Genomic DNA, 13,015 nt, shown 5'->3' with positions numbered 1-13,015 from the left:
GCGTGTCTTCAGGCGAACGCATGAAATAGACAGGAGTGCTCCATGTTAGATAATGCTCAGATAAAGCAGATTATTAACGACTTTCAGGACCCCTCGACCGAAATAAAACTCGGAGAGACGAACCCAGCGATTATGGTGGCAGAGAATGCAGGTAAACAAACTGTTTCTGTCGTTCTGCGTTATCCGGTCAAAGGCTATATTGAACAACTCAACACAGCATTAACATCTGCTTTACAACAAGCAGGAGCAGACAATGTCAGTGTTGTCGTTTCAAGCGAAATTATCAAACATAAAGTTCAGCAGGGCGTCCAGGCACTGGATAATATTAAAAACATCATTGCTGTTGGCTCTGGTAAAGGTGGCGTCGGTAAATCAACCACGTCAGCCAATCTCGCTCTGGCACTCGCTGCAGAAGGCGCAAGCGTCGGTGTGCTGGATGCCGATATTTACGGACCAAGCCAACCTCGAATGCTGGGTGCCAATCGCCGTCCTGAATCTCCCGATGGCAAGTCGATGAATCCCGTCGAAAGTTACGGTATTCAAACCATGTCGATTGGTTTCCTCATTGATGAAGAAGAACCGATGATCTGGCGTGGGCCGATGGTCACTCAAGCCCTGCAACAATTATTGGGCGAGACAAACTGGAAAGATCTGGACTACCTGATTATCGATCTGCCACCGGGCACAGGTGATATTCAATTAACCTTGTCGCAAAAAGTCCCTGTCAGTGGTGCCGTTATTGTAACGACGCCACAAGACATTTCTTTGCTGGATGCTCGTAAAGCATACAAGATGTTTGAAAAGGTCAAAGTACCGGTACTGGGCATTGTTGAAAATATGAGCACCCATATCTGTAGTCAGTGTGGCCATGAAGAACACATTTTTGGTGACGGTGGCGGTCAGCGTATGGCCGAACAGTACCATCTTAATTTACTTGGCAGTTTACCTTTGGATATTCGAATCCGTGAAGATGCTGATTCGGGTAAACCCAGTGTGGTGACCGAACCTGACGCTGAGATTTCAATGGCGTATCGACAGATTGCTCGTCGCGTTGGTGCCAGACTGGCCATGCAGGGCAAAGATTACTCAGCAGCGTTTCCAAACATTGTGATTAAAAATGACTAATGTTTAGCTAAGACACGATAAAGCCTGTTTAAGATATGTTTTAATAGGCTTATGATTGGACATTTATAAAGGTATAACCAAGCAACTATGATTAAGTCAGATAAATGGATCCGTCGTATGGCGGAGCAGGGAATGATTTCGCCTTTTGAGCCAGGCCAGGTTCGATATCGTGATGATAACCGTATTATCTCTTATGGCACCTCCAGCTATGGTTATGATGTTCGTTGTTCAAACGAGTTTAAAATTTTCACCAATATCAACTCAGCGATTGTTGATCCTAAAAACTTTGATGAAAGCAGTTTTGTAGATGTGACGTCTGATGTTTGTATCATTCCACCGAATTCATTTGCTCTGGCCAGAACCGTTGAAACCTTCAAAATTCCGCGTAATGTTTTGACCGTATGTTTGGGTAAATCTACTTATGCACGCTGCGGCATCATTGTGAATGTCACCCCGCTGGAACCAGAGTGGGAAGGGCAGGTAACATTAGAGTTTTCTAACACAACCCCATTGCCTGCCAAGATTTATGCTAATGAAGGTGTGGCGCAGATGTTATTTTTCGAATCTGATGAAGTCTGTGAAACATCGTATGCCGACCGCGGTGGTAAATATCAAGGCCAGTCTGGTGTGACCCTTCCTCGTTCCTGATGCCGATGTCTTTTTTTACTCTGAATGTAATACGAACCCTCAGTGCTGCACTGTTAGTGCTTTCAGTGTCAGCCTGTACAGAAGAAAGAACACCGACAGAATCCTGGAAGTACAGTGAAAATGGCAGTTATGCGTCGAGTTTCTCTCCAGATGGTCGTTATGTTCTGGTGGGAGACATTGATTTACCGGCCAAGCTTTGGGACCTTGAAACGAATAAGGTGAAATACACTTGGCAAAATACGCCAAACGATAGCGGTACTACCACGGATGTGGCTTTTTCTGATGACAGTAAAGTCGCTGCCACCGTAGAGTCTAAAGTCATTGTGTTATGGAATATGGAAAACGGTGAGCCGATGATTCGGCTTGAGTTTCCTGTCACTATTAAAGACATTGCTTTATCGCCCAGAGGTGATCATCTGCTTTTGGCTTTGCAGGACAGAACCGCTGTTTATTTTGATGTCATCAGAAATCGTGTGGTGCAAATTTTTAAACACGATGGCAAAGCCGTAAACTCACCGATTGACCAGCTTATTAATACAGTGGATATTTCACCCAATGGTAAGTATGGACTGACAGGTGGTGATGATCACACAGCAAGAATGTGGAATCTGGAAACTGGTCAGCAATTACGCATCTGGCAACATAAGAATGATGTGAGTTTTGTCTCGTTTGACCCGAGAGGTGGTAATGTCATTAGTTCTGCAGGTAATGCTCAAACTCGTATCTGGAGTGTAAAAAGTGGTAAGCAAGTCGCTGTGTTGACCACTTCACCAGTGGATGTAGATGGTATATGGGGTGACTTCCCAGTTTTTAAAACGACGACCACGGCGATAGCTTATTCACCTGATGGTAAATATGTTGCTACGGGTCACCCAAATCGTGAAATTTGTGTCTGGCGAGCACAAAATGGTCAAGCCTTGGGCTGTTGGTTAACACCACGTAAAGATGTGTTAAAACCGGGTGTGGTAATTCAAGCACTGGCTTTTAGCCCTGATGGCCGCTCAGTATACAGTGAGCTTGGCAATGGTCTCGCACAGAAATGGCGTATTCGATAATTGATGGCGGACACATTATTAAAACTGGTTTTTTTTGTCCCTGAATCTCACAAAGAAGTGGTTAAACAGGCAATTTTTGCTGCGGGAGCCGGACAATATGATGGTTATGATTCCTGTTGCTGGGAATCGCAAGGAATGGGGCAGTTTCGTCCTCTAGCTGGAAGCCAACCTTATATCGGCCAACAAGGTCAGGTGGAATATGTACCTGAGTTCCGGATAGAAACCGTTTGTCCCAGCCAAAAGATAAAGCCTATATTGCAAGCCTTAATTTCTGCACATCCTTATGAAACCCCAGCCTACGAAGTCTGGTCTGTAAAAACACTAGACGACTTTTAATAGAGAAATATGATGGATCTTTCTAACGTGGAACAGTCACCAAAAATGACCTTATTAGCCAACTATCAGGTACCCCGTTATCTGGTGGATGAGGCATTACTTCATTTTGATTTGGATAAATCAAAAACAAGGGTTATCAGCACGTTAAAAATGCGGCTTAACCCGGAATCATCTGCTGGTGAGTGTGTGCTCGATGGTGAGTCACTGGATTTGATTAGTATCAAATTGGATGGAAAATTACTTTCTGATAGTCAGTATGAGGTGAACAGCAACTCACTGACTATTGCAGATGTGCCTGAACAGTTTGAATTAGAAATTATTACCGAGATACATCCCGATCAGAACACGGCCCTGGAAGGCTTATATCATTCGGGACGCTTATTGTGTACTCAATGTGAGGCAGAAGGTTTTAGACGCATTACCTATTACCCTGATCGTCCTGATGTAATGACGGTATTTACGGTGACGATTGTTGCCGATGCAAAACAGTGGCCGGTGATGTTATCGAATGGTAACCTGGAAGAACAGGGCCAGTTTAATGATGGTCGCCATTGGGTGCGCTGGCATGATCCTCATCCCAAGCCGAGTTATTTATTCGCGCTGGTTGCTGGTGACTTATATTGCCAGCAAGATCACTTCACAACGATGAATGGTCGCGATGTCACATTACGTATCTACGTTGATCCTGAGAATAAACATAAATGTGACCATGCATTAGTGTCGTTAAAACAATCAATGAAATGGGATGAAGAGGTCTATGGCCGTGAATATGATCTAGATGTATTCATGATTGTGGCTGTTAACGACTTCAATATGGGGGCTATGGAAAACAAAGGCTTGAATATCTTCAATGCTGCCTGTGTATTAGCCACACCCGAAACAGCGACCGATGACGATTTTTACACCATCCAAAGCATTGTTGCCCATGAATATTTTCACAACTGGTCTGGTAATCGGGTTACCTGCCGTGATTGGTTTCAGTTAAGTCTGAAAGAAGGCTTTACTGTGATGCGCGATCAGAGTTTTAGTGCTGATTTGAACTCAGCTGCTGTACAGCGCATTGACGATGTGAATGGCCTGCGTAGTATGCAGTTTGCTGAAGATGCTGGCCCAATGGCACATCCAGTTCGCCCAGACTCCTATATTGAAATCAGTAACTTTTATACGGTGACGATTTATGAGAAAGGCGCTGAAGTCGTCCGTATGATTAAAACATTGGTTGGCGATGAAGGTTTTAGAAAAGGAACAGATCTTTACTTTGATAGACATGATGGTCAAGCTGTCACCACCGATGATTTTGTCAAAGCGATTGAAGACGCCAATAATGTTGATTTAAGTCAGTTTAAACGGTGGTATGAACAAGCTGGTACGCCGGAGCTATCGGTTATGACACACTACGATCCTGTGCAACAACGTTTCAGCCTTACCCTCCACCAATCCTGTCCAGCTACACCAGGCCAAGAGAATAAGTTAAATTTCCATATTCCTGTTACTGTGGGCTTACTGGATAGTGATGGTAATAATATGCCAATGCAGCTAGCGGAAGAAACAACACCCTATGACGGTGATACCCGTGTTTTGTCATTAACAGAAACAGAGCAGACGTTTGAGTTTATCCATGTTTCTGAAGAGCCTGTGGCATCAGTGTTACGCGGGTTTTCAGCTCCGGTAAAACTCAAGTATGACTTAACGAATAAGCAATTAGCCTTCTTAATGGGCCATGACACCGACAGCTTTAATCGTTGGGATGCTGGTCAGCAATTAATGATTAATGTGTTGTTGGAAATTGTTGATGATATTCAAAAACAGAATACATTAGCCTTGTCACCATTATTGCTGTCACAGCTTGAAGCTGTCTTGAATGACGAACAGTTAGATCCGGCACTTGTGGCAAAAATGTTGACTCTGCCAACGGAAAACTATTTGGCTGCACAGATGCCTGTAGCTGATGTAGATGGCATTCATCAGGCTAGAGAGTTTGCAAAGCGACAGATTGCCATATCACTGAAGCCATTATTCAATGCACGTTATGAAAGTCTGAGTAAAAAGAAAAAATATCAGTTTAACGCAGAAGATATGGCTGCACGTAGTCTTAAAAATCTATGTTTATCCTATTTGGCCGCCACCGATGATCCGCTACAAATGCAACGCTGTCTGCGTCAGATGAAAGTGACTGACAATATGACAGAATTATTGGCCGGCTTACGTTTGATGGTCGATCAGGCTGGACCTGAACGCGAACACGCATTACGTGCGTTTTATGAGCAATGGAAACATGATCGTCAAGTAGTTGATAAATGGTTATCAGTGCAGGCGGTATCGAAACTCCCTGATACCTTGTTACGTGTTAAAGCGTTGATGAAACATGAAGCATTTAACATTAAAAATCCAAATAATGTTCGTGCGTTAATTGGCCAGTTTTGCCGTAATAATCCTGTCCATTTTCACGCGAAAGATGGTTCAGGCTATCGATTCCTGGCAGAGCAAATATTAGTGTTAGATAAGCTCAATCCTCAAGTTGCAGCAAGAATGCTCGGCGCGTTAAATTCATGGCGTCGTTATGATGTTGAGCGTCAAGAATTAATGAAAGCGTCATTGGAAGAGATTGCTGCGCAAAAAGACTTATCCGCCGATGTTTATGAAATCGTCACAAAATATCTGGCAGCATAATAATGTATGAGCTTCATCCACAATTAAAACAAGATACTATCCGGATTGGCGAGTTTGAACTGTGCGAAGTACTGTTAATGAACGATATGCGCTATCCATGGTTGATACTGGTGCCGAAACGTGAAAATAAAGCTGAGATTTATCAGCTGACTGAGCAAGAGCAGCAGCGTTTGTCGATCGAGTCCAGTTTTGTGAGCAAGGCTATGTCGGTTTTATTTTCAGCCGATAAAATGAATATTGCAGCTTTGGGAAACATGGTTGAACAACTGCATATTCATCATATTGCTCGCTTTAAAACGGATGCTACTTGGCCAAAACCGGTCTGGGGTATAGGACAGGCCGAGCCTTATTCTGAGATGGCGAAAAACGCGATGTTGTCACAGCTGATACAAGCACTAGGTGACTATTTAGTGTAGAAGATAACTGCAATGACCCGATTACGCTTTCGAATGCATCTTACTCCTGAACAAGCGCTTCGTTATTATCAAGGCATGGCCAAAACGGTCATCGTTACTGCTGAAACGGGACAAAGATTAAGTTTCCCTGCTGAAAATATTCGTCAGTTCGTTGATAGCAGAGGCGTGAATGGTTTGTTTTCCATTGAGTTTGACGACAATAATAAGCTGATAGGTATAACACGCCTGACTCACTGAACGAACGTTATTGGTCCATCAAGTAACGTGGGCTGGGGCTTTCCAATGTAATATCCCTGAGCATAATCGACACCAAGTTCAGCCAAAACTTCGAGAATCTCAGCACTCTCAACAAACTCTGCCACCGTATTTTTTCCCATGCCTTTGGCTACAGAAACCAAGGCTTCCACAAATAGCTTGTCATCATTATTTTCTGTGATATGGGTGATAAACATGCCATCAATTTTCACCATATCAACAGGTAGTTCTCGCAAATAACGGAACGAGGCAAAGCCAGAGCCGAAGTCATCTATAGAGAATCGACAACCTAAATCACGCATTTCATTCATCAATACACGTGCTTGATTAATATCAGCGACGGCTGCCGTTTCTGTCAATTCAAATAATAAATGATCTGGACTGGCATTATATTGTTCTAAAAGATGTTTTAAGAGCGGTATAAGATCAGCATCAAGCATTGCGTGGGCAGATAAGTTCAATGATAAAGTGATGTTTATGCCTTGTTGTTCCAGATCCGCTAGTTTGGCAATGCCTTTTTCTAATACATAGTGATCGATTCGGTGGATTAAGCCTGATTGTTCAGCAATTTCAATAAACATGCCTGGACTGTGTATTTCACCATCCTCATCTAGCATGCGTAGCAGCACTTCATAATGACTCACCGCTTGGGTTTGAATCTGCATGATAGGTTGGAAATAGAGTATAAAACGGTCGTCTGACAATGCATCTTCTATTTTCTGTTTCCAACGCATACGTTCCTGGAGTTGTTTTCCTAGCATGTCGTCATGAGTAAACAGCCGCCATGTGTCTTTACCATGTGACTTCGCTTGATACATCGCCAAATCTGCACTGCTTAAGAGGCGATCCACATTGAACTCATTGAGTGGAAAAGGCACGATGCCGATACTGGAAGAAATGCTGTAGCGAACTTGTTCAAATTCAAAGTGCAGAGTATGTAATCTTGCACTGATTTGTTCACACAGAATAATAGCAGTATTTAAATCAGTTTCAGGCAAAATGATGGCAAATTCATCACCGCCTAATCGCGCTAATACATCTTTATCACGACTGACCTCAGTGAGGGCTCTTGCTACATTCTTGAGTAATTGGTCACCAATATTATGACCACAACTGTCATTGATATCTTTGAAATGATCTAAATCGAGCACCAGTAAAATACCCTGTTGGTCATTGAAAATTGTTTGTTTAAGAATGTGTTCAAACTGATTCTTCAGTTTTTTTCGATTATAGAGTTCAGTTAATGGGTCATGGGTTGCAAGCCAGCGTAACTCCGTCTCATTTTGTTTTTTTTCTGTTATATCGATGCCTACTGAGAGAATCACAGCATTATTGGTGGGCACGCGAAAATTAGAATGTATCCAAGAGATAGTATGGCTCTGTCCATCAGTTGAGAGAATATCGGATTCCATGTGAACTATCTTTTCACCATGATTGGACAGTTGCTGAAGTGATTGATGGACCCTCTGCCAATCAGAGGGATGAAAAAATTGTTCAAATGACTGATTTAATACGTCACTTGCTAGATTGCCGGTGATGCGGGTCGCAAGTTCATTGAAGCTAGAGATACAGTGATTTTTATCCAATGTAATAATGATTAACTGGGCTGTGTCTATCAGATTACTGACAAAATCCCTTTCTTGTATCAGCTCTTGTGTCCGCTTATTGAGTGAATCTGTCTGCTTGTTAACAGAGCTTTCCAGATCTTCCAGTTGTTCTGAAAGTACTATGGCAGACTGTTCAAGGATATTCAGCTCATCAATGTAACGTCTTGGCAATGTATGATTCAGCATATTTCTGACTTGAAGGTATTTTTTCTCGGCCAGAAGAGGCAGGGCTTTGGAGACTGCTGATAATCGCCTCAGTGGCGCTGATAATAGTAAGAATAGACTGCCACCAATGGCGATTAAGCCAATAAGTGACCAGGCAATGGTCCTATAAGTAAGGCTGCTAAGCTCATGTTGCTGATTAGCGATATTATCGATTATCACCAGTACTACATTGCTCACTTGTTTGAGCTTAACAAACTGAAATTCAACCGGTAAATTCGAATCGCGTAAGATCAATTTATCGTGATCAATGTCTTGATAACGATAATGTTTTGCTAGATATCTTAAATAAGCGATATTGCTATTGAATGAGGTGAGTACATTGAGATGACGCTCCCAGAGCGATGTATCAGCTTGACGTAACTCCTGTGTGTTGGACTGATCAGAAATAATGGCAATATCGGCACCCGTTTGTGCCCGAAAATCCAACAATGATTGCGTCAGATTATAGCCCAGCACTAAGACATGATTAGTCGGGCTATCCGCCAGAATAGGTAATAAGAGGTATTGTTTGCAACTGACTTCACAGTTGAGTTGATTCTGAGCTAGTTCAGTTTCTGCGGTGAGTGTAATAATTGATTTTATGAATTTTGGTGTGGGCGGACCCCATCCACCTAGGTTTCGACCAGTACTATCAAACAATTGTACTTGGGAGACATCCCAGTTCAGTTCAAGGTCACTGCGGTAACGCTGAATACGCTCTAAAATATCTTTGTGTTTTCCTGATGCTGCTTGTTGCGTGGTATCAGGCGAAATAAGCAACTCAGCGAGTCGTTGTAGCTGATCTCGTGTGGTCGTGATTTGTCCGAGCAGCTGTTGATGATATTGCTCCTGTAACTGAGAACGAAAAAAAACAAATTTTTGCTGAACGTTCCAGTAAATAATGACATGAAAAATCAACAGAAAAACCAATAAAATAGAACTGAAAAATAAACCAGCTTTCCATCGAATACTTAAAAATGGGTTGCTAGTATTCATCTGTAGCACTAAAACCGATATGACAGAGATACAGCAAACATATCCCACCTTTTATTAGTATCTGTCACATCGTTTTCCCGTGGTGATAGTGTCGCTACACCCTCCACAATGTGATACTCGGTCCGAAGCATTAAGTTTTGTGAAATATGCCAGCGTCCACCTAACACCCAACTCTTTGAATAATATTCATGTGCTGGAACGGGGGCTCGATTGATCCCATTTGCAGCCAGTTGCTGACTATTGATGCGGTTTTGTCTAGCTGCTTTTTTTCCGTTCCAGTCATGTTTATTTAGCTGGAATTCTTCATAACGGATGAAGGCTTGCCATGCAGGCGTAAAATTGTAATTTGCCTGTAAGTAATAACCAATGGAATTAATATTCATCTGTGATACGGGACCACCGATATCAATATAATCAACATTTTCAAAGGCAACTTCACTGGTAAACTGCCATTTCTCACCGTTATATTGACCTGAGAGGACGGTATAATCGATTTCAATTTCGCCTGAATTCATTCCCGGACCGATAGGAAAGGGTACGCGGTCACTCGCACCAGCATCAAAATCGAGCGTGACTCTTGTCCCAGTGATTGAATATATCCATTGACCGCCATTATGCTCATAAAGGAGTTTTCCGAAGATACCCAATTTATCGTTTTGGATTGAGCCTGCCCAGTCATCACCCATATAGGCATATTCAACATTTTTATCTGCCAGGGTATAGCCTGTGCCTACTTCCATAAAGACTGTACCGCTATCTAGATCAAGGTTGTTATAAAAGTGCACACCATCGGCTGCCATAATGGTGTTTCTGACTTTATCGAAATAAATCACTTGAGGTAGGAATATAGCGCTTCTTGTATGAGCCACGTCCCGCGTTTCGTTATACAAACCAATTTCGTTTTTGATTCTGCCGATGTAGAGTCCAGAAGAGTAGCTGGTAGAGGAATACAGGGAAATATCAATTAAGCCATAATCAAGTCGTGGCGAGCCGTTATCAAATCTACCTGCTTGTCTGGACAATAGTTGGGCAGATAGCCTGAGTTTGGGATTGAGACTCAAGCTGCCATTGATACCAACTTCAGTGAATTCAAAACTACCCTCATCACTCGGACCAAAAAAATGATTGTCAGTTGTATGTATGTAACCTTGAGATGCAAAACCGTGTAACACGATCCGTTCAAACCAAGGTGTATCATCATCGGCAATCGCAGCTGTCGAAATGCTGAGAAAGATGGATAGTAGTATTACTCTCATAAGTCCACCTTAATCATTTGAATACCTTCGTGTGTATCAGCGTTGTCCAAACTGATATAGCCAATTGCCCCTTCCGTACTGGCAACAGCATTAAGCATTTCCTGTTCGGAGTTAACGACTACGGGAGCAGCGCCTGTTCCAGAAAAAACCTGCCGGTCCCAAATTCGTCTGAGCTGGTATGGAAACATGCCCAATATAGACTTACAAAACTCATTATGCGTAGGGTTCTGATCTTGAAGAACGAAGACTTTGATTGGTGTGCCATCAGACCATTGATGAACTCGCATGGCAAAGATCGAACGAGCAGTGGTTTTGCTTAATTGCTTGGTTTCAACCTGAACGTTGGCAATAACATTTTGAGCTGGTAGATCTTGCGATACCAGAAACAATAAAGTGATGAGGATTCTGATGCTTATCCATGTCATCAGCCTTGTTCCTTAAGCTGTGTTGAACCCAATTCTAGGCATGAATACAAAAAAAAGCCATGCTAAAAACAACTTTATGTTGTTCGGCTTATTCCTTGACAAAAATAAGAGAGGTTTTTGCTATTTGGTTATACCAGCTTTGTTTATCTTTACTTAGCCATTGCCACCAGAATCCCAAGCCCAGACAGAGCCAGGATATAACGCCTAAACTAAAACGTATGGCTGCCTGTTTCCAAGAGATTGACGGTGTAGTTAAGCTAATAAGTTTTATTTTCCATGCTCGCATACCGAGGGTTTGTCCTCCATGAGTCCAGAACCAGCCATAGAATAAAAAACACACTGACAGTAAATATAATAAAAAAAACACATTGCCCGGTGTAATGGCTTCACCACCATTTAGCGCAACCGGAATAATAGCGGCGAATAATAAGGCGGATAGTAAAAGTAAGAAGTCGTATACCATCGCCATTAATTGACGAATTGGCCCCGGTCGATTGTGAACAGCTACATTCATTATGATTTCCAGCGGATTTTATTTGGGCGTTAAACCTTACATAAAGTATCATTATCGCTTTAGTTTATCTTGAATTGGGATCCGCATGCTGCAATTGATTGGCCGCCCGGCTTTTTCTGCTTTCCGTCTGGAGAAATTACTAAACAGCATTCAGGCTGAAGTGCCTGTTGTCACGGCTGTTAGAACTGAGTTTCGTTATTTTATTGAAATTGATGATGAATGTATTTTGCCTTCGGCGGAGCATCAGATTCTTGAAACCCTGCTTGAAGCAGAAGCGCGCGAAAGCGAAGCAAAAGACAATGAAAGCTTTTTCCTGGTGACACCAAGACCCGGCACTATTTCACCCTGGTCAAGCAAAGCCACCGATATCACCATTAACAGTGGTGTGAAAAATGTTGAACGTGTTGAGCGGGGCGTTGCTTTTTTTGTTGAATCCTCTGAAACACTCAGTCAACACCAGAAAAATCGCGTTGCTAGTTTCTTACATGACCGTATGATCGAGACGGTGTTTGAAAGTGTCGATGAAACCGATCGTTTATTCATGCATGGTGAGTCACGTTCATTAGTCAGTGTCGATATTCTCAATGGTGGCCGTGAAGCATTGGTGCTGGCTAATCAGCAAATGGGCCTGGCTTTAGCCGAAGATGAAATTGATTATCTTTTTGAAAACTTCACCTTATTAGACCGTAATCCCAACGATATTGAATTAATGATGTTTGCTCAGGCGAACTCAGAGCATTGTCGTCATAAAATTTTCCGTGCTGACTGGATCATTGATGGCGAGACCCAGCCTCATACCTTATTCAATATGATCCGCAACACCCATGATCTTCATCCGGAAGGGGTTGTGAAAGCCTATAGTGACAACTCATCTGTAATTGAAGGCCCAAGAAGTCATCGGTTTCAGGTGGACATGGCGACTGGCCATTATCATTATGAAGGTGAAGTTCAGCACATCCTGATGAAAGTGGAAACGCATAACCATCCTACGGCCATCTCTCCATTCCCTGGTGCATCCACTGGTGCAGGTGGTGAAATCCGTGACGAAGGTGCAACAGGACGGGGTTCAAAACCGAAAGCAGGCTTAACCGGGTTTTCTGTTTCCAATCTGGAAATTCCTGGTTTTGAACAACCTTGGGAAACACCTTACGGTAAACCGGCTCGTATGGCCTCTGCTCGTGAAATCATGATTGATGGTCCTTTGGGTGGGGCCGCCTTTAATAATGAATTTGGTCGTCCCAATCTGTGCGGTTACTTCCGTACTTATGAAGTGCAGGTGCCGACGGATAATGGTTTTGAAGTACGTGGGTACCATAAACCGATTATGGTTGCCGGTGGAATGGGCTCTATCCGTCCACAGCATGTTGAAAAAGGCATTATGGATCCGGGCGTACAATTAATTGTACTGGGTGGTCCAGCCATGTTAATCGGACTTGGCGGTAGTGCGGCTTCATCCGTCAATTCTGGTGCCAGTGATGAAGGGCTCGACTTTGCTTCTGTACAGCGTG

At 42.9% G+C, this 13,015-nt stretch carries 11 protein-coding genes and 1 pseudogene; 8 read left to right on the top strand and 4 right to left on the bottom strand.

Features of this window, described 5'->3' with window-relative positions; translation table 11 throughout:
• Positions 1-42 precede the first annotated feature (42 nt).
• The 7 genes from apbC (at position 43) to B2248_RS12380 (ending at position 6,487) form a co-directional block, all read left to right on the top strand.
• The gene (apbC, locus tag B2248_RS12410; RefSeq protein WP_273180761.1) at positions 43-1,125 is read left to right on the top strand and encodes an iron-sulfur cluster carrier protein ApbC; all 1,083 of its coding nucleotides are present in this window, start codon (positions 43-45) and stop codon (positions 1,123-1,125) included.
• Positions 1,126-1,212: 87 nt separating this feature from the next.
• Entirely contained in the window at positions 1,213-1,773 is a 561-nt protein-coding gene (gene dcd / locus B2248_RS12405; protein WP_007144838.1) for a dCTP deaminase, read from the top strand.
• 5 nt (positions 1,774-1,778) lie between these two features.
• The gene (locus B2248_RS12400) at positions 1,779-2,828 is read left to right on the top strand and encodes a WD40 repeat domain-containing protein (RefSeq protein WP_273180759.1); all 1,050 of its coding nucleotides are present in this window, start codon (positions 1,779-1,781) and stop codon (positions 2,826-2,828) included.
• A 3-nt stretch (positions 2,829-2,831) separates the two neighbouring features.
• Complete coding sequence (locus B2248_RS12395) at positions 2,832-3,164, top strand: NGG1p interacting factor NIF3 (protein ID WP_273180757.1); 333 nt, start codon at positions 2,832-2,834, stop codon at positions 3,162-3,164.
• Between the two features lie 12 nt (positions 3,165-3,176).
• On the top strand, positions 3,177-5,834 hold the full coding sequence (gene pepN, locus B2248_RS12390; protein WP_273180755.1) for an aminopeptidase N: 2,658 nt from the start codon (positions 3,177-3,179) through the stop codon (positions 5,832-5,834).
• A 2-nt stretch (positions 5,835-5,836) separates the two neighbouring features.
• Complete coding sequence (locus tag B2248_RS12385; protein WP_007144842.1) at positions 5,837-6,250, top strand: HIT domain-containing protein; 414 nt, start codon at positions 5,837-5,839, stop codon at positions 6,248-6,250.
• Positions 6,251-6,262: 12 nt separating this feature from the next.
• Positions 6,263-6,487 carry a DUF2835 domain-containing protein gene (locus B2248_RS12380; protein ID WP_273180753.1) on the top strand — a complete coding sequence of 75 codons (225 nt, stop codon included), beginning with the start codon at positions 6,263-6,265 and terminating at the stop codon, positions 6,485-6,487.
• Here B2248_RS12380 and B2248_RS12375 read toward each other — a convergent pair.
• The 4 genes from B2248_RS12375 to B2248_RS12360 form a co-directional block, all read right to left on the bottom strand.
• Positions 6,481-9,312 (bottom strand): bifunctional diguanylate cyclase/phosphodiesterase, encoded by a 2,832-nt coding sequence (locus tag B2248_RS12375; protein WP_273180751.1) that lies wholly within the window; start codon positions 9,310-9,312, stop codon positions 6,481-6,483. The two genes, B2248_RS12380 and B2248_RS12375, sit on opposite strands and share 7 nt — an antisense overlap.
• Positions 9,313-9,320: 8 nt before the next feature.
• A complete protein-coding gene (locus B2248_RS12370) occupies positions 9,321-10,568 on the bottom strand; it encodes a hypothetical protein (protein ID WP_273180748.1) in 1,248 nt (415 codons plus the stop codon).
• A complete protein-coding gene (locus B2248_RS12365) occupies positions 10,565-10,993 on the bottom strand; it encodes a substrate-binding domain-containing protein (RefSeq protein WP_273180746.1) in 429 nt (142 codons plus the stop codon). The genes B2248_RS12370 and B2248_RS12365 overlap by 4 nt, the downstream gene beginning before the upstream one ends.
• 88 nt (positions 10,994-11,081) lie before the next feature.
• A complete protein-coding gene (locus tag B2248_RS12360; protein ID WP_273180743.1) occupies positions 11,082-11,507 on the bottom strand; it encodes an RDD family protein in 426 nt (141 codons plus the stop codon).
• An 85-nt stretch (positions 11,508-11,592) separates the two neighbouring features.
• Between B2248_RS12360 and B2248_RS12355 the strand changes: the two are divergent.
• A pseudogene (locus B2248_RS12355) lies at positions 11,593-13,015 on the top strand (phosphoribosylformylglycinamidine synthase); the annotation flags it as partial.

The organism is Methylophaga sp. UBA2012, from assembly GCF_002335235.1.
Classification (GTDB): domain Bacteria; phylum Pseudomonadota; class Gammaproteobacteria; order Nitrosococcales; family Methylophagaceae; genus Methylophaga; species Methylophaga thalassica.
This window is presented reverse-complemented; position numbering and strand designations above follow the sequence as displayed.